Annotated in this window: 15 protein-coding genes and 12 tRNA genes; 2 read left to right on the top strand and 25 right to left on the bottom strand. The window is 37.8% G+C overall.

The features are described 5' to 3' along the window. Positions 1-26: 26 nt before the first annotated feature. The 13 genes from VK90_RS25830 to VK90_RS25770 all read right to left on the bottom strand — a co-directional run bounded on the left by VK90_RS25830 (position 27) and on the right by VK90_RS25770 (position 1,777). A tRNA-Gly gene (locus tag VK90_RS25830) sits at positions 27-97 on the bottom strand. Position 98: 1 nt separating this feature from the next. Continuing rightward, positions 99-175: transfer RNA gene (locus tag VK90_RS25825), tRNA-Pro, on the bottom strand. A gap of 3 nt (positions 176-178) precedes the next feature. Next, positions 179-255: transfer RNA gene (locus VK90_RS25820), tRNA-Arg, on the bottom strand. A gap of 97 nt (positions 256-352) precedes the next feature. Then, positions 353-435 (bottom strand) — tRNA-Leu (locus VK90_RS25815). Between the two features lie 17 nt (positions 436-452). Further along, positions 453-525, bottom strand: a tRNA-Lys gene (locus VK90_RS25810). Positions 526-530: 5 nt separating this feature from the next. Continuing rightward, a tRNA-Gln gene (locus VK90_RS25805) sits at positions 531-605 on the bottom strand. A gap of 87 nt (positions 606-692) precedes the next feature. Further along, positions 693-768 (bottom strand) — tRNA-Asp (locus tag VK90_RS25800). A gap of 3 nt (positions 769-771) precedes the next feature. Then, a tRNA-Met gene (locus VK90_RS25795) sits at positions 772-848 on the bottom strand. Between the two features lie 24 nt (positions 849-872). After that, positions 873-948, bottom strand: a tRNA-Val gene (locus tag VK90_RS25790). Between the two features lie 4 nt (positions 949-952). After that, positions 953-1,027: transfer RNA gene (locus VK90_RS25785), tRNA-Glu, on the bottom strand. 8 nt (positions 1,028-1,035) lie between these two features. Beyond that, positions 1,036-1,126, bottom strand: a tRNA-Ser gene (locus VK90_RS25780). Between the two features lie 3 nt (positions 1,127-1,129). Then, positions 1,130-1,204: transfer RNA gene (locus VK90_RS25775), tRNA-Asn, on the bottom strand. A 114-nt stretch (positions 1,205-1,318) separates the two neighbouring features. Next, complete coding sequence (locus tag VK90_RS25770; protein ID WP_048376303.1) at positions 1,319-1,777, bottom strand: SprT family protein; 459 nt, start codon at positions 1,775-1,777, stop codon at positions 1,319-1,321. Positions 1,778-1,987: 210 nt separating this feature from the next. Here VK90_RS25770 and cmpA point away from each other — a divergent pair, with 210 nt between their 5' ends. After that, complete coding sequence (gene cmpA / locus VK90_RS29485) at positions 1,988-2,104, top strand: cortex morphogenetic protein CmpA (RefSeq protein WP_082148066.1); 117 nt, start codon at positions 1,988-1,990, stop codon at positions 2,102-2,104. A 57-nt stretch (positions 2,105-2,161) separates the two neighbouring features. Here the strand turns inward: cmpA and VK90_RS25765 are convergent, their stop codons facing one another. From VK90_RS25765 to acpS, 6 genes are all read right to left on the bottom strand, one after another. Continuing rightward, entirely contained in the window at positions 2,162-4,330 is a 2,169-nt protein-coding gene (locus VK90_RS25765) for a Tex family protein (protein ID WP_048376308.1), read from the bottom strand. A 68-nt stretch (positions 4,331-4,398) separates the two neighbouring features. Next, positions 4,399-4,749, bottom strand: coding sequence for a type II toxin-antitoxin system endoribonuclease NdoA (ndoA, locus tag VK90_RS25760; protein ID WP_000635965.1), 351 nt, complete (start codon positions 4,747-4,749; stop codon positions 4,399-4,401). Positions 4,750-4,753: 4 nt separating this feature from the next. Beyond that, positions 4,754-5,041, bottom strand: coding sequence for an antitoxin EndoAI (locus VK90_RS25755; protein ID WP_000004570.1), 288 nt, complete (start codon positions 5,039-5,041; stop codon positions 4,754-4,756). Between the two features lie 311 nt (positions 5,042-5,352). Beyond that, the gene (gene alr, locus VK90_RS25750) at positions 5,353-6,522 is read right to left on the bottom strand and encodes an alanine racemase (protein WP_048376301.1); all 1,170 of its coding nucleotides are present in this window, start codon (positions 6,520-6,522) and stop codon (positions 5,353-5,355) included. Positions 6,523-6,640: 118 nt separating this feature from the next. Next, on the bottom strand, positions 6,641-7,591 hold the full coding sequence (locus VK90_RS25745; RefSeq protein ID WP_048376305.1) for a LolA family protein: 951 nt from the start codon (positions 7,589-7,591) through the stop codon (positions 6,641-6,643). Between the two features lie 156 nt (positions 7,592-7,747). Further along, positions 7,748-8,107, bottom strand: coding sequence for a holo-ACP synthase (gene acpS / locus VK90_RS25740; protein WP_002175336.1), 360 nt, complete (start codon positions 8,105-8,107; stop codon positions 7,748-7,750). 92 nt (positions 8,108-8,199) lie between these two features. Between acpS and VK90_RS29475 the strand changes: the two genes are divergently transcribed. Continuing rightward, positions 8,200-8,772 (top strand): rhomboid family intramembrane serine protease, encoded by a 573-nt coding sequence (locus VK90_RS29475; protein ID WP_071717832.1) that lies wholly within the window; start codon positions 8,200-8,202, stop codon positions 8,770-8,772. On the opposite strand, the gene uvsE is transcribed toward VK90_RS29475, so the two are convergent. The 6 genes from uvsE to VK90_RS25700 all read right to left on the bottom strand — a co-directional run bounded on the left by uvsE (position 8,765) and on the right by VK90_RS25700 (position 17,336). Then, on the bottom strand, positions 8,765-9,727 hold the full coding sequence (gene uvsE / locus VK90_RS25725) for a UV DNA damage repair endonuclease UvsE (RefSeq protein ID WP_002175341.1): 963 nt from the start codon (positions 9,725-9,727) through the stop codon (positions 8,765-8,767). The genes VK90_RS29475 and uvsE overlap by 8 nt on opposite strands. A 93-nt stretch (positions 9,728-9,820) precedes the next feature. After that, a complete protein-coding gene (locus tag VK90_RS25720; RefSeq protein WP_048376299.1) occupies positions 9,821-11,404 on the bottom strand; it encodes a DEAD/DEAH box helicase in 1,584 nt (527 codons plus the stop codon). 306 nt (positions 11,405-11,710) lie between these two features. After that, a complete protein-coding gene (gene murF / locus VK90_RS25715) occupies positions 11,711-13,087 on the bottom strand; it encodes a UDP-N-acetylmuramoyl-tripeptide--D-alanyl-D-alanine ligase (RefSeq protein WP_048376297.1) in 1,377 nt (458 codons plus the stop codon). A gap of 60 nt (positions 13,088-13,147) precedes the next feature. Then, positions 13,148-14,236: a D-alanine--D-alanine ligase gene (locus VK90_RS25710; protein WP_048376295.1), complete on the bottom strand. Its 1,089-nt coding sequence runs from the start codon at positions 14,234-14,236 to the stop codon at positions 13,148-13,150. 301 nt (positions 14,237-14,537) lie between these two features. After that, complete coding sequence (locus VK90_RS25705) at positions 14,538-15,812, bottom strand: MDR family MFS transporter (protein ID WP_048376293.1); 1,275 nt, start codon at positions 15,810-15,812, stop codon at positions 14,538-14,540. 108 nt (positions 15,813-15,920) lie between these two features. Further along, positions 15,921-17,336 (bottom strand): amino acid permease, encoded by a 1,416-nt coding sequence (locus VK90_RS25700; protein ID WP_048376291.1) that lies wholly within the window; start codon positions 17,334-17,336, stop codon positions 15,921-15,923. Between the last annotated feature and the right edge of the window lie 143 nt (positions 17,337-17,479).

Raw genomic sequence — 17,479 nt, 5'->3', positions numbered from 1 at the left:
TTTCGTTCAGTTTTCAAAGAACTAAAAGCGGGTGAAGAGAATCGAACTCTCGACCAGAGCTTGGAAGGCTCTTGTTTTACCACTAAACTACACCCGCGTGGTCGGGAAGACAGGATTTGAACCTGCGACCCCCTGGTCCCAAACCAGGTGCTCTACCAAGCTGAGCCACTTCCCGTTATGGCGCGCCCGAGAGGAGTCGAACCCCTAACCTCTTGATCCGTAGTCAAACGCTCTATCCAATTGAGCTACGGGCGCTTATTCATGATGTTTTTTCGTCGTTGTATCTTGGCGACTCAATTATCTTATCATACTACATTTTCAAATGCAAGTATTTTTTAAAAGATTTTTTTGATGCGGCCGAGAGGACTTGAACCTCCACGGGGTTTCCCCCACTAGGCCCTCAACCTAGCGCGTCTGCCGTTCCGCCACGACCGCGCGGAAAAAACAAAGAGTGAGCCATGAAGGATTCGAACCTTCGACCCTCTGATTAAAAGTCAGATGCTCTACCAACTGAGCTAATGGCTCGTAAATGGCTGGGCTAGCTGGATTCGAACCAGCGCATGACGGAGTCAAAGTCCGTTGCCTTACCGCTTGGCTATAGCCCATCGAAATAGTTATCTTCTTTTCAAAGACAAATGTTATTGTACCATAATGACCAATAAAAAACAACTGCTATATAGCAGAAGTTAAAATGGCGGTCCCGACCGGGGTCGAACCGGCGATCTCCTGCGTGACAGGCAGGCATGTTAACCACTACACCACGGGACCATTTGGTTGCGGGGACAGGATTTGAACCTGCGACCTTCGGGTTATGAGCCCGACGAGCTACCGTACTGCTCCACCCCGCGACAATATTATTCATATAATTTATATGGTGGAGGATGACGGGATCGAACCGCCGACCCCCTGCTTGTAAGGCAGGTGCTCTCCCAGCTGAGCTAATCCTCCGAAGTGGTGACCCGTACGGGATTCGAACCCGTGTTACCGCCGTGAAAGGGCGGTGTCTTAACCACTTGACCAACGGGCCAATATGTATGGCAGAGAAGAAGGGATTCGAACCCTCGCACCGCGTTAGCGATCTACTCCCTTAGCAGGGGAGCCCCTTGAGCCACTTGGGTACTTCTCTGTATGGCTCCGCAGGTAGGACTCGAACCTACGACCGATCGGTTAACAGCCGATAGCTCTACCACTGAGCTACTGCGGAATAATAAAGACAATTTGTATCTTATAAAATTTCTCATCGTAAGTCAAGAAGTTTTTTCACAACACCTTGCGCAAACGTGACATGTTTATAATATACTGGATTGCGTTTTTACTGTCAAGATGTTTTCGTTATCGGTTTTAGTTTCCCTTTACACTTTCCACAGACATATCTTTTTGTATTTATTTGACGTCTTCTTACATATCGAAGTGAACACTCCATACATTCATACGTATAAACTTTTGTTTCCTTCCCTCCATTAATCATTCGTTTACAAAAACGCGGTGCACCTACCTTCTTTAGCAACTCACGAAAATCTCTATCTCGGTGCTTATATCCCCTTCCTTTGATATGCAAATGATAATGGCAAAGCTCATGCTTAATAATCCCTACTAACTCTTCTTTACCATACATTTCATAATATCGATAATTCAGTTCTATATTATGACTCTTCAATAGATAGCGTCCACCGGTTGTACGCAATCTATTATTAAACATCGCTTTATGTAAGAAGGACGTCCCAAAGTATTGTAACGACACTTCTTCAACTAACCGTTGAATTTCTCGCTCATCCATTCTCATTCCTCCTAAACTAAAAAATAATTTTACACTTTTCTCCCTTCTTATACATATAGTAAATAGTACATATACCCATCCTCATTCAAGAAGCGTGATTTCTAAAAATGCAGCATTGATAGAAATCCACTCACCAACCTCTCATCAAAGTTACCTTAACTAAAAGGAACTACTTTTTTTGAGAGCAGGATTAAACAAGGAGGGATTCCTATGCCCACGTGGCTAAAAAAGCAAATGAAACGTGCATATTTTGAGAAAAACCGGTATCAAATCAAATTGCTAAATGAATGCTGGTTTTATTATAGCAAAATACATCAAAGCTCATAATCAATTAAACTTTCCAGTTTATAAAAAAAGAGCAGTTTCATCTGCTCTCTTTTCTTACTATTCAATCGATAACATTGATAATGCAACACGACCTTTTTTTGTATCAATATCATCTACCCATACCTTTACAATTTGTCCCACGGATACGATATCTAATGGATGCTTTACAAATTGTTTGCTTAGTTTAGAAATATGTACTAAACCATCTTGCTTCACACCAATATCAACAAAGGCACCGAAATCAACAACATTGCGAATCGTCCCCTCTAATTCCATACCACGCTTTAAATCTTCTAATTTTAAAATCCCCTTTTTCAAAAGTGGCTTTGGCAATTCATCCCTCAAATCTCGTTCTGGGCTAATTAAAGCATCCATAATATCAACTAATGTCGGCTCACCAATCTCCGTCTCTTGAGATAATTTAGAAATATCTACTCCTTCTAAACTGTTTTGCAAGTTTGGTTTCCCCACATCACTCTTCGATAACCCTAAGCTCTTTAATAGCAATTCAACATTTTTATATTGTTCTGGATGAATCCCTGTGCGATCTAACGGATTCGCTCCTTCTAATATACGTAAGAATCCGATACATTGTTCATATGTTTTTGCACCTAAACGTGGGATTTTCTTTAACTCAGTTCGCTTCGTGAATTTTCCATCTTCCTCACGCTTAGCTACAATATTTTTCGCAACTGTTTTCGATAACCCCGAAACATATTGCAGCAACGCAACTGAAGCTGTATTTACATTAACACCAACTCGGTTAACTGCTGTCTCTACCACAAATGTTAATGATTCATTTAATCTCTTTTGAGATACATCATGTTGATATTGTCCAACCCCAACAGATTTAGGGTCAATTTTCACAAGCTCTGCAAGTGGATCCTGTAGACGTCTCCCAATTGAAACAGCACTTCTTTCTTCAACCTGTAAATTCGGAAACTCCTCGCGAGCTACATCCGATGCGGAGTACACACTAGCACCCGCTTCATTTACAATAATATAAAATACATCTCGTTCTACATTTTGTAATACATCTACTATAAATTCTTCCGTTTCCCTCGAAGCTGTACCATTTCCAATCGCTATCCTTTCAACTTCATATTTATCTATAATTGAAAGGATTTTCGTTTTTGCATCCTCATATTTACGAACAGGGGGATGCGGATAAATAACATCTATGTGAAGAACTTTTCCTGTATCATCTACTACTGCTAATTTACAACCAGTTCTATATGCTGGGTCTACCGCTAACACAACTTTCCCTTTCATCGGAGGTTGTAATAATAAATTACGTAAATTCTCAGAGAAAATATGAATCGCTTGTTCTTCGGCTGTTTCCATTAACTCTTTACGAATTTCTCTTTCTATTGAAGGTTGAATTAATCGCTTATATCCATCTTCCATCGCTAATTGTACATAATGCGCACTTTTAGAAGCTTCATCAAGAATCATTTTTTTATGTAAAAACTGAAGAATTTCTTCAATTGGTGTGATAATAGAAACTCTTAATACATCTTCCTTTTCACCACGGTTCATTGCTAGTACACGATGTGGCACTACTTTTCGCAACGGTTCTTCATAGCCATAATACATTTCGTATATATTCTTTTCATCTTTTTCTTTATCTTTTACAGATGAAGACATAATCCCTTTTCGGAAAGTAGTATTACGAATCCAGCTACGATATGCCGCATTATCCGAAACAAGTTCCGCAATAATATCTTGTGCACCTTGCAACGCATCTTCTGCAGATGCTACTTCTTTTTCCACACTAACAAATTCCATGGCCTTCTCTGTTGGATCTTCTTTTTTATATAATAATAGCCACTCAGCTAACGGTTCCAATCCTTTTTCTTTAGCGATTGTCGCTTTCGTTCTTCTTTTTTCTTTGTAAGGACGATATAAATCTTCTACTTCCTGTAGTTTGGTTGCAGCAACAATATGACGACACAACTCTTCGGTTAGTTTGCCCTTTTCACCAATAAGACGAAGAACCTCTTCTTTCCTATCTTCAAGTTGCATCATATATTGCCATCTTTCTAAGATTGCACGAATTTGCACCTCATCTAAAGAGCCTGTCCATTCTTTTCGGTAACGAGCAATAAATGGAACTGTGTTACCTTCTTCTGTTAATTGAATCACATGACGAACTTGCTTTTCGGTAAAGCCTAATTCTTTCACTAACATTTTCATTAACGCTTGTCGATTATCTACCATTTCCATATCCAACCGTAACCTCCTCTATAATAAAAAAAAGTTGCCCTTTAAAGAGAGCAACTTAAACTGCCGATTTAAAAATCTATTAGTCCTAAACTAATTTGTAACGCTTCATCTACACGACTCATCATCACTTCATCCAAATGAGTGATTTTGTCCGTTAAGCGTTGCTTATCGATTGTTCGAATCTGCTCAAGTAAAATAACAGAATCTCTCTCAAAACCGTACTTTTTCGCATCAATTTCCACATGAGTGGGTAATTTCGCTTTTTGAATCTGTGCAGTAATAGCCGCTACAATCACAGTCGGACTAAAACGATTTCCGATGTCATTTTGAATGACAAGAACCGGACGAACGCCTCCTTGCTCAGAACCAACAACTGGGGAAAGGTCTGCAAAATACACGTCGCCGCGTTTTACAATCAAAATATTACCCCCCGCTAACTAAGCGTTCTACTGTATGAGCTGCTTCATACTCTGCTAAGAAAGCTTCAGATGCAATACCAAGATTAATTTTTCCCATTTCAATGTACCCACGTCGCATTGATTCATGTTGGTAGCGTTTCTTCGTCTTATGTTGACGCAATAACAGTTGTGTTGCCTGGCAAATTAGTTCATGGCGATTCTTATTCTCTTGTTTTCCAATTCCGTCCAATTCCGTTACCATTTGCTTTGGCAACCGAACCACGATTTCAGTAGTTACACTTGATTCGGACACAAAAATACACCTCCACCGTCAACTACACACCCAAATATATATATGACACCTATTGTAATAATACCACTGTATGGAGCCCGTTGCAAAGACTTCCTTATTCCATGCTTATGTTTTCCAATTCATAAACAAAACATTCATCTTCTTTTACTTTTCGTCTCTTTCAAACAAGAAATAACGGAATTTTTCCCGCAACATGTAATTGTAACTTATGTTAAAAACGATTATAAAAAGATGCTTCTCATCGAGAAAAGAGCTTATTCTCCACCAGGGAAAAGTCCCCTCAAATGACAAGAAGCGAATAATAATACCTTCTATATATTGTTTAAATAATTTATTACTTCTACAACTTTACCGTGTCGTATAAATATTCTCGGCACACGGAAGCTTATCGTTGCGATAATTTCATAATTAATAGTTCCGGAATATTCAGCAACCTCAGTAGCGCTAATACACTCATCACCTTGTCTCCCAATGAGTGTAACTTTCGTACCAAGTGGCACTTCACAAGGAAGAAGTATCATGAATTGATCCATCGTTACTCGCCCTACAATCGGTACCCTCTCTCCATTTACAAGCACTTTAAATCCTTGCAATCTTCTAAGCCAACCATCTGCATATCCAATCGCAACTGTTGCAATCCATTCTTCAGTTCTCGTTCGGTAAGTGACATTATAACTAATCCCATCCCCTTTAATCACTTGCTTAATATGAGCAACCTTCGTATGAAGCGACAACGCTGGTTCCAATTTAAACGGTAAAAACGGCCGTATTTCTACAGACGGCGTTAATCCATACATCGCAATACCAATTCGTACTGCATTAAATGTAATCCCTTGAAACCTTAACGTTGCAGCACTATTGGCTGTATGGACAAATTTAGGGTTCACTCCAAACTCTTTCAACCAACTTAACTGCTGCAAAAACGTGTTGTATTGCTTATCAAAGTAAGAAGTCTCAACCTCATCTGCTGTCGCAAAATGTGTATACACCCCTTCAAGTTCTAAAAATGGCGCACCTTCTAAACTCTTTAAGAATCCTTTTAATTCTTTACGTTCGCGTATTCCAATCCTCCCCATACCACTATCAAAATTAATATGGAATTTCATTATAGACGAACCATCCCAGAGTTTTATCGCTTCGTCCACCCATTCCTTTTGAAAAACGGTTAATGCTACATCATTTTCAGCAGCAACATTTACATCACGGGGCGGGGACGGACCCAATACTAAAATCGGCACAGTAATACCAGACCTTCGAAGTACTAAAGCTTCATCTAAAAAAGCAACTGCTAATCTTGTTGCTCCTGCTTCTAATGCAGTTTTAGCCACCGGTACATAATCGTGCCCATATGCATTCGCTTTAACTACAGCAAAAATCTCTACATCACTTGGAATGGACTCTTTAATATGCGTAATATTATTATAGATCGCGTCTAAATCCACTTCCACCCAAGTGTCACGGTAAAATGGTGCTTCTTCCATAAATACACTTCCTTATAAACGATATGCGAAGCTTATTCTTTTATATGCTTCTTTTATGAAATCTACCCCTCAAACTAAGAAAAGACGTGGTGCACATATACCACCACGTCTAAGAAGTTTACTTTACTTGCTTCGCTGTAACTGAACGAGCGACCATTAACAACTCATTCGGCTCTAAACCTTTAGACACGAGCATATACTCTACTCCGTTATGCGACCACGTTAAAGAGTCTTTCGTCAATGCACCAATCGTGAAACCGAGATCAACTAACTCACCACTTACACTTACCGCTGACGAAGCCTCTGCAACTTTCGCCTTTTCTTGTATTAAAGTAAAGGATTTCTTACTTCCAGTGTATGTGAGTATCGCACGCTTGCCACTGTCTGTCTTCAACTCCTTTTCGTCTTTCAAAGTCATACCTTGCGGCGTATCACTTGGATACAAAATAGCAAACGGTTTGTCTTCTTTCGCTGCCGTCTGAACATCCACTTGTGCTCTAGACATATTTTGTTTCGTATCAAATGCACCTTTATCAAACTTTGCATCGAACTTTACTTTAGTGAAATCTACTTTTACAAGGACATTTTGATCATTATCCATCAGTTTCACAGAAACTGGTGTTAAATCACTTTTATTCAGCTTAATTTCTTGTTTCGGCAACATATTTTGATGTTGATAATTTGTTTTTGTTTTAAATACATAATACTTATCTGTTTTCTCGAAAGAGAGATTTTTCTTGTCTTGCAAAATATCCCTTACAAGTGATTCATATAAATAAGCCTGGCTACTATTTTGCGGCCAATCGCTTTGAAAACGGAAACTCTTATTAAGCGCCGGTGTTAATACAAATACACCTTCATCATTTCTTAAAATAATTTGACTCTGATCCTTTTTCGCATTCTGCAAATTCACACGATAATACGAAGGTTCTTTATGCCAAATCTCTACGTTGTACTCCTGAGGCTCATTTCCTGTTTTAATAGATAATTTCGCTTCAGCTTGATAACTCTTCATGCTTTTAACTTTCGATTCTAAATCTCTCACAACATCTTCCTGTTTCTTTTCCATACAACCCGCCAACACAAAAACGGTCAATAAACCGATAAGAACTAAAAACAGACGCCTTTTCATCACTTCAGCCCCTTTGCCCCTATAAATGAATGGAAGATATGCCTTCCTTATCGCTACCTCAAATATATGAGACAAAGATATAAAATATGCAGACTAGCGTGACGAGCTTTCCAAAACAACTTGAGCAACGGCAAATTCTTTACTATGACTAATTGATAAATGAACAATATGCTCTGTATTTGTAATGATAATCGGCTTACCTCTATCATCATTCCTTACTTCAATATCTAAAAAACTCACTTCTTTCCCGATACCGGTCCCTACTGCTTTAGAATACGCCTCTTTTGCTGCAAATCTTCCAGCTACGAATTCTGTAAGACGACTTCCTTTCAGCCCCTCGGCAACACCACGTTCTCTTTCAGTTAAAATACGGTCCATAAATTTAAGCTTTCCATCTAGCATTTTTTCAATTCGATTTAACTCAATAATATCGATTCCAATCCCTACAATCATTTCAAAATCCCCTTCTTCTATTTAGCTTTCTTCATTCATATTGTAAGAATAACAGAGAATCTTTCTGATGCAAAAGGAGTGATACTAACAACATGCTAATACCATCCACTCGCATTTCCTTACAACCGATCATCATCTCTTTACTTCTTATACAATTAGTCATGATTATGTTAGGCGACTTTTCTCTCTTTCCCATGGCAGCCTCTAATGAATATATCGCTAAAGGAGAATGGTGGCGTGTCATAACTTCCCTACTTGTACACGTAGATTTACAACATTTTCTTTCTAATAGTATTTGTTTATTTGTGCTTGGTTCTTCTATTGAAAAACAACTAGGGCACTTTCCTTTCATTATTATTTTTTTCCTTTCTGGCATTCTCGGAAATATTTCTTCTTATATTATTATGCCCCTTGAATATATTCACGCCGGATCATCTGGCGGTATTTTCGGATTACTAGGTGCCCAATTATTTTTATTGTATAGTCGATATCGTTCTTCAAAACCAAGAGACATTGCTATTTTTTCAATAATGATACTTATATTACTACTATTTACTTTCTTTAATCCCTCTGCCAATCCTATAAGCCATTTAACAGGATTGATAATTGGCGGCATTTGCACACCTCTTTTAACAAAAAAATTCGATGGTGCAGAGCTTATTTAATATAGAAGCTCGCACCATCGACAATTTCCACATCTGTTTGTTTACTTAAATCTCTCATTAGTTGAAATAAAGACTCATCCTTCTTCTTCGCCTCAATCATACAATCAATTTGCGGAACACTCCCCTTTATCTTTTTCAAAAAAGATAAGAAGATATCTACATCAATAAAATCTGCATGCGCTCTCGGGTCTTTTCCATCTCTAGGACTAGAGATGTGCATTTTAACTGGTAACAAAGACGATTCCCACGTATGGACAACACGTGCCCAATCTTCATGCCAATCTTCTCGATCATTATTCATCATATGATGATGCAAATCAAACACGACGGGAATGTCTAATTTCTCACCTAAATACAATGTTTCTTCTAAAGAAAAGGTCGTGTCATCATTTTCTAATATAATCATCTCTTGAATACCCCTTGGAACACTTGACCAATTTTCGATAAAACGCTCTAATGCGAGCTCTTTATCTTTATATCCCCCGCCCACATGTAGTACACACCGTTGCTTATGTTCAATCCCCATACCCTTTAACAACTTTTTATGCATCTGCAATGTCTTTACAGATTGTTTAAAAATACTCTCTTCAGGTGAATTTAGTACAACAAAGTGATCTGGATGGAAATCAATTCGCATATTCATACGAATTGCATACTCACCTAACACTTTTAAATTTTCTTTTAACGGGCGAATATAGTTCCACTCTAACAACTCCTCATGATTCGCTAAAGGAATAAGCTTGGAACTAAGCCGAAAGAAAGATATATCATGCCCTTTATTATGCTTTAATAACCGTAAGCAATTTTCCAAATTCGAATTAGCAATTCTCTCGAGTTTACGAATCGCAGCCTCTCGATCATCAATTCGCTGAAACTGTGCATATGTCATCGTTTGAGATGGAGATGCATTCTTCAAATGTACGCTCATCGCAACATACCCAAGTCTTACAAGCATATAGCACCTCTTTTCTATACAAGTTATTATGTAGTATGCACAATTACAGAAATAAAAAAAGAGAATGCCCACAAAGGGCATTCTCTTTTTTTATTAAGCTTGTGGACGGCTATGATGTTTTCTTTCGCCGCGTCCGTTTGAAGATCCTGGGCGACCTTGACCTTCACCTCTACGACCACGGTTACCATCACGGCTACCACCATCACGATTACGATCACGGTTACCGTCACGATTACGGCCATCACGGTTACGGTTACGACCATCGCCGCCACCGCGTCCATCACGACTACGATTACGGTTACCATCACGGTATCCGCCTCCGTTACCGCCGCGTTTTTTAGAACCGCCACCTCTTGAAACAACTGGTGGTTCTGATGTTAAAGCGATTGGAGTTGTATCTGGCTCTTTTGTCATCATTTTTAAAGCAGCAGCTACTACTGTTACAGAGTCATTCTCTTCTAACATTTCTTCTGCAATACGCTTGTAGTATGATAAGTTTTCATTTTTGATTGTGTTTTGAAGCTTTTCTGCGATTAAACGTTGTTGACCTTCTAATGCCTCGTCAAGTGTCGGTGCTTCCATACGATCAACTTTACGTTTTGTTGTACGCTCGATATTTTTTAATTGTCCTGATTCACGTGGCGTTACAAATAACATTGCAATACCTTTTTTACCTGCACGGCCAGTACGACCGATACGGTGAACGTATGATTCTGGATCTTGTGGGATATCGAAGTTGTATACGTGTGTTACGCCTGAAATATCAAGACCACGTGCAGCAACGTCTGTTGCAACAAGAACTTCAATAGCACCTTCTTTAAATTTACGTAATACAGACATACGCTTCGCTTGTGTTAAGTCACCATGAATACCTTCTGCTGCATAACCACGTAAGTTTAATGCTTCTGATAGTTCATCAACACGACGCTTTGTACGACCGAATACAATCGCAAGCTCTGGAGATTGAATATCTAATAAGCGTGTTAACACGTCAAACTTTTTCTTTTCTTGCACTTCTAAATAGAACTGCTGAATGTTTGGCATTGTTACTTCTTTTGCTTTTACTTTAATGTGTTGAGGCTCAGTCATGAAACGCTCAGCAATACGACGGATTGGATCTGGCATAGTCGCTGAGAATAATAATGTTTGATGTGTTTCTGGCACATCTGTTAAAATCGCTTCAATATCTTCAATGAAGCCCATGTTTAACATTTCATCCGCTTCGTCAAGAACAACCGTCTCTACGTTTTGTAAGCGAAGTGTTTTACGGTTAATATGATCTAAAATACGACCCGGCGTACCAACAATAATGTGTGGGTGTTTTTTTAGAGCACGAATTTGGCGGTTAATATCTTGACCACCATAAATTGGTAGAATACGAACGCGTTTATGTTTACCAATTTTGTATAGTTCTTCTCCAACTTGAATTGCTAATTCACGCGTTGGCGCGATAACAATACCTTGAACTGCTTCTTTATTTGTATCCACTTTATCTAATAGTGGTAATCCGAATGCTGCTGTTTTCCCTGTACCTGTTTGCGCTTGCCCAATAATGTCCTTACCTTGCAGTGCATGTGGAATTGTTTCAGCTTGAATCGGCGTAGCCTCTTCAAAGCCCATACTTTCAACAGATTGCAGTAAAGACTCACTTAATCCTAATTCTCGAAATGTTGTCAATGTTACTTCTCCTTTTCTATCCTATACTTATCATTTAAAAAAAGGCGTTTCCCGAATTTGCGGAAAAGCCCTTTTCCTGAATGCTCACGTATATAACCGGGCGTATATTCTTCACGAAAATACTTCTAAACGTTATTACACTTTATCAATTATAAGTTTTGTATGTGTAAAAAGCAAACCCCAACTGTTACCTTATTTCATATTCAGAGCTTTTTTCTTTACTTTTATTTTTTTATCATTTACTGTAAGCGCTTATTATAAGTTTCCACTATTTTCGTGGCTATCATCCCTATTTATATACACCAATTATTTCAACATCGTAATAACTTCTTCTAATTTCATACCGCGAGACGCTTTCACTAACACAACATCTTTCACATCAACTACTGCTTGCAACTCTTTTACTAACTCTTCTTTATTATCATACGCTTTAACACGGTCTTTAGGGAAATTAATTTTTGCTCCTTCAGCAATTTGAGCCCCTAATCTACCATATGTGAATACATATGCAATTTTTGCTGGATCAATTAATTTACCTACTTCATAATGAAATTGCACTTCTTGATTTCCAAGTTCTAACATATCGCCAAGCACAACAATCTTTTTTGCAAATCCATCTAAACCGTTCATTAAGTGGAACGCAGCTTCCATCGCTGTTGGACTTGCATTGTAAGCATCATTGATAATTGTTAAACCACTATCTGTTTTTACAATTTCCATACGCATGCCTGTCATTTGAAGCGTTACTAAACCTTCTTTCATTTCTTCCCACGTTACACCGAAATGTTTCGCAATCGCCATTGAAGCAAGCGTATTATAAACATTGTGCTTTCCTAGTACCGGCAGATAGAATGACAAAGTTTCATCTCTGTTCATCTTAAAGTGTGTCCCAGTTGCCTGTAATGTTACAGTAGTTGGATAATAATCATTTGCTCTCGCATCACCAAATGTAACTGTTTCAGCTGCTAAATTCATTTCCGGAACGCGATTTGTTAATAGCGGCTCATCCCCATTATAGACGAATACTCCACCTTCTTGTAAACCAGTAACAATTTCTAGCTTCGCTTCAGCAATCGCCTCACGAGAGCCTAAATCCATTAAGTGCGCCTCACCAATGTTCGTGATAATAGCCGCATCAGGACGAGCTAACTTAGATAGAAATTCAATTTCTCCCTGGCTAGACATACCCATTTCCAATACAGCTACTTCTGTATTTTCTTCTAGGTTTAAAATAGTAAGAGGTAAACCGATATGATTGTTGAAATTACCTTCTGTTTTTTGAACTTTAAATTTAGTCGCAAGAATACTTGTTACAATATCTTTCGTAGATGTTTTACCATTACTACCCGTTACACCAACAACTTTTACATCCAATTGATCACGATAGCTTTTCGCTAACATTTGTAAAGTTGCTAGCGTATCTTCTACAAAAATAACAGGAAGATTCTCGGGTGGATTTGCTACATCTTTCATCCATAGTGTGGCAATAGCCCCATTTTCAACAGCTTTATCTACAAAAGCATGTCCATCAAAACGTTCACCTTGAATCGGAACATATAAATTTCCTTTTTCAATTTTTCTCGTATCAATAGACACTCCTTGTATAGTAATTCCCTCATACTGCTCTGCTAGTCCCGTACCATTTATCATCTGTTCTACTTGTTTTAACGTTCGCTTTATCATGAAAACACTCCTTACATAGAGGAAGCACTATTCCTTCGAATAGTGCTTCCTCCTTTTTTGTTAGATTGTATATTTAATTTTTTGTTTTTCTTCGTGACGCTCAATCGCTAAGTTAATTAGCTCTTCGATTAATTCTGGATACGGTAATCCAGTATGTTGCCATAGTAGAGGGAACATACTAAACGGCGTGAATCCTGGCATTGTGTTTACTTCGTTAATATACACTTCTCCATCTTTCGTTAAGAAGAAATCAGCTCGTGTTAAGCCAGAACCATCTAATGATTGGAATGCAATAATTGCATCTCGCTTAATTACATTAGACTCTTCTTCTGTCATTTCAGCTGGAATAATTAACGCTGTATCACCATCGATGTATTTCGATTTGTAATCATAAAAATCTTTTTTCGGTACAATTTCGCCTACAACTGAACATTTCGGCTCATCATTACCTAATACACCAACTTCTACTTCACGACCTACAATATTTTCTTCAACAATAATTTTACGGTCAAATTGGAACGCCTCTTCGAATGCATTCTCAAGCTCTTCACGATCTTTACACTTATTAATACCAACACTTGAACCAAGGTTTGCTGGTTTTACGAAGCAAGGATAGCCTAACACTTCTTCTACTTTTTCATACGCTGTTTCACGATCTTTTTCCCATGCACTACGAATGAAAGATGCATATTTCGCTTGTTTCAATCCAGCTTCTGCAAAGATATTTTTCATAACAACTTTATCCATACCAGCAGCTGATGCTAATACACCGTTACCTACATATGGAATGTTCATTAATTCTAATAATCCTTGTACTGTTCCATCTTCACCATTTGGTCCATGTAATAATGGGAAAATAACATCAATTGCATCTTCTTGCTTAGAATTTGCAGTTGGGATAATTTCTGCACTTAATGATACAGGAGAAATTGCATTTTCTTCTCCACTCATTTGTAATGCTTCAACCGTCGTTACTTCACCTTCAATACGCTCACCGCGCATCCACTGACCTTGCTCTGTAATATAAATTGGATGAATCTCGAATTTATCTTGATTTAATGCTTTAATAGCAGCAAGAGCCGTTTGTAACGAAACTTGATGCTCAGCTGATTTTCCACCATATAATAAACCTAATTTAATTTTTGTCAATGAAATCACCCTAACCAATTGTTTTCATTTTTCTATTTTAGCACTTTTTATAAAAATAGGTAGTTCCTATTTGAAATAAAATGTAACTTCCACAAATAATTAAAAGACACCACTTATTGGTTTTCTACACTTTTCCTACCTAATTTTCTACATGACTAAACAAAATTAAACTTTAAAGTAAGATTGCAATTTGATCTAGTTATGTACCTAAAATATGTAGAAATCCACTTTTTGTGTATGTCATCTATATTATCCCACCATTTGTGGAGAATGAAAAAACACTGATTACAGTTTCATTTTATTAAGAAGACTGTTTTGTAAATGTTTCTTTTTGCCTCTGCTCAACAAGACGGTCTAAAGAAACATATACAATACCTGCAACTACACATCCTACACCTAAAATTGTAAATAAAAAATGACCAAGTAATCGATCTAATAAAAAACCTCCAAGAAGTGGACCGAATGCACTTCCTGTAATCCACTGCAAACTCGCCGCTCCCATATAAGTTCCTCTCAAATGCTCGGGTGCTAAATTCGCTACAAATGTCATCTGTACAGGCGACATAATCATCTCACCTAACGTATATATTGCATAAACGAACATTAACGTCATTAAAATAATTGTAGTATTTGTATCAAATTCCCCAAACCACTTCGGTAACCACCCTATAAAAAACAAACCAATCCCGAACAAACACGCACCATATAACATCGTCTTTCCGACAGGTTTATCTGTCGCCCATTTCGATATTTGGAACTGAAACAACACAACTAATAGACCATTTAATGCCATTAAATATGGGTATGGATTGTTAGCTCCAAAAATATTCTTCATTTCGTTATCAAAGTGAAGCGGTAACATGCCTTCTGTTTGAGAAAATCCCATAGAAATAATAATACCCGCTAACAAATAAATCATTAACGCCTTATCTCTCATTAAAATTTTCCAAACTGCTCCGGATTCCTTCTCTTTATTTCTTTCCGTTACTTCCGTAATTTTCGGCATTGTTTCTTTAATAAGTACTAACATAAGTAGTGCATAAAACAGCATAGCAGACGAAGCAATAATAAACACGAGGTTCTTCGATAAAACAACTACCGATGCTCCCATTATCGGCCCAATTGCAGCTCCAATATTGTGTCCCATTCGTAATAAACCATATGCTTCTGTTCTTTTTTCTGGCGCAGTTACATCCGCAACCATTGCTGATGCCGCTGGATGAAATAGAGAATTACTTAACCCTAAAAAAATAGATAAAATGGCGTACGGGATAAATCCTTCTATAAATAAAAAACCGAGCATTAATAATGCATTACTTGCCATCGAAAATATCATAATCGGCTTTCTTCCATATATATCCGCAATTCTTCCTCCTATAAGCGAGCCAAAGCTTGCGGCAATTGGAGAAAGCGCCATAATAACACCAACTTGCAGTAAAGAATCTACCTTATCTTTTAAATATAATGCAAAAAACGGCATCAACATCATCATCGCAATTCCATTCAATGTCTCACCGATAAATCGAATCCATACGTTACGATCCATCTCCCTTAGCTCACGCCATGTGTTTTTCATATTTCCACCCCTTTAATTTGCCAACAATTATCTTATAACATATTCAGAAAAATGTAAATTTTCAAAACAAAAAATCCATTCTAATAGAATTAGAATGGATTTTTCCACTTATAAATTTGCTACATCTTCTTCTTTATTATCATTATTTAAAGCGCTATGCTTTCGGCTATATAAAAAGTAAACTGCTATACCAATAACCATCCATACTCCAAAACTAATCCATGCTGTTCCGGATAACTGAAGCATTAAGTATAAACAAAAAATTACCGTTAATGCTGGTAAAAATGGTACGAGCGGCGCCTTAAATGCCCTTGGTAAATCAGGGTGAGTTCTTCTCATGACAATAACTGCAACTGCTACAAGTGCAAAGGCTGACAATGTCCCCATATTTACAAGGTGTGCTAAAACATTTAAATCTATTAATCCTGAAATAAGTGCTGCAATAATTCCAGTTGTCCATGTATTTAAAAATGGTGTTTTAAATTTCGGATGGACTTTAGCAAGGCGCTTTGGCAACAGCCCATCTCGGCTCATCGCATAGGAAACACGAACTTGCCCATACATCATAACTAGCATTACAGTTGTAATTCCTGTGATTGCTCCTACTGAAATTACTCCCGCTAAACTATCTTGTCCAATAAATTGAAGTGCAAAGGCAACTGGATCTGATATATTTAGCTGTCCGTATGGAACAATCCCTGTCAGAATAAGCGAAACAACGATATAAAGAACTGTACAAATTAATAACGATGCGATAATGCCGATTGGTAAATCACGTTGTGGCCGTTTCACTTCTTCTGCAGCTGTTGAAACTGCATCAAATCCTATGAATGCGAAGAATACTGTAGCAGCTCCAGCCATTACACCATCTAAACCAAACGGCATAAAAGGTGTCCAATTTTCAGGTTTTACATAATTAAAACCAGCAAAGATAAAGATAAGAACAACTGCTATTTTAATAAATACCATAATGTTATTTACTCGTGCACTCTCACGAACACCTCTAGATAAAAGAGCTGTCATGATTAGAATAATTAGAACTGCGGGTAGATCAATTATTCCACCCTTTCCTGTACCAGGTGCGGAGGAGAGAATAGTTGGAATGTGAATCCCAAATCCTTTTAATAAAGATTGAAAATAGGCGGACCACCCATTTGCTACAGCAGAGGTAGCTAGTAAATACTCAAGCATTAAATCCCATCCAATTAAAAATGCGAATACTTCCCCCATCGTCGCGTACGTATACGTATACACACTGCCCGAGACAGGAACTGAAGAAGCAAATTCAGCATAACAAAATGCAGCAAATGCACAAGCTAGCGCGGCTATCGCAAATGATAATATAATAGCTGGTCCAGAATGTTTTGCTGCTACCACGCCTGTTAGAACAAAAATACCAGTTCCAACAATTGCCCCAATGCCAAGCATCGTTAAATCCAATGCGCCCAATGTTCTTGCTAATGTCTTTTGCTTACTTTCTTGCATTAGCTTTGCAATAGGCTTCTTTTGAAAAATTTGCTTCATAGCATGCTCCTCCAAGTTTTAAATTTTCTGAAAATTTTTAATTCGCATTTTCATTTTACTCATAACGCTTTTTACAGTCAATACTTTTGTCGAAATAAGCCGAAATATTTCAGAATATACAATTAATTATTTTTGTCATTCTT

Origin of the sequence: Bacillus sp. LK2, from assembly GCF_001043575.1 — a bacterium.
GTDB lineage: Bacteria > Bacillota > Bacilli > Bacillales > Bacillaceae_G > Bacillus_A > Bacillus_A paramycoides.
Note: the sequence above shows the minus strand (reverse complement) of the source record. Positions and strands in the feature narration are given on the sequence as shown.

Coding starts and splice junctions, on each gene's coding strand:
- VK90_RS25770 (WP_048376303.1), bottom strand. CDS start 1,777: ATGGATGAGCGAGAAATTCAACGGTTAGTTGAAGAAGTGTCGTTACAA.
- cmpA (WP_082148066.1), top strand. CDS start 1,988: ATGCCCACGTGGCTAAAAAAGCAAATGAAACGTGCATATTTTGAGAAA.
- VK90_RS25765 (WP_048376308.1), bottom strand. CDS start 4,330: ATGGAAATGGTAGATAATCGACAAGCGTTAATGAAAATGTTAGTGAAA.
- alr (WP_048376301.1), bottom strand. CDS start 6,522: ATGGAAGAAGCACCATTTTACCGTGACACTTGGGTGGAAGTGGATTTA.
- VK90_RS25745 (WP_048376305.1), bottom strand. CDS start 7,591: ATGGAAAAGAAACAGGAAGATGTTGTGAGAGATTTAGAATCGAAAGTT.
- acpS (WP_002175336.1), bottom strand. CDS start 8,107: ATGATTGTAGGGATTGGAATCGATATTATTGAGTTAAATCGAATTGAA.
- VK90_RS29475 (WP_071717832.1), top strand. CDS start 8,200: ATGCTAATACCATCCACTCGCATTTCCTTACAACCGATCATCATCTCT.
- uvsE (WP_002175341.1), bottom strand. CDS start 9,727: ATGCTTGTAAGACTTGGGTATGTTGCGATGAGCGTACATTTGAAGAAT.
- murF (WP_048376297.1), bottom strand. CDS start 13,087: ATGATAAAGCGAACGTTAAAACAAGTAGAACAGATGATAAATGGTACG.
- VK90_RS25705 (WP_048376293.1), bottom strand. CDS start 15,812: ATGAAAAACACATGGCGTGAGCTAAGGGAGATGGATCGTAACGTATGG.
- VK90_RS25700 (WP_048376291.1), bottom strand. CDS start 17,336: ATGAAGCAAATTTTTCAAAAGAAGCCTATTGCAAAGCTAATGCAAGAA.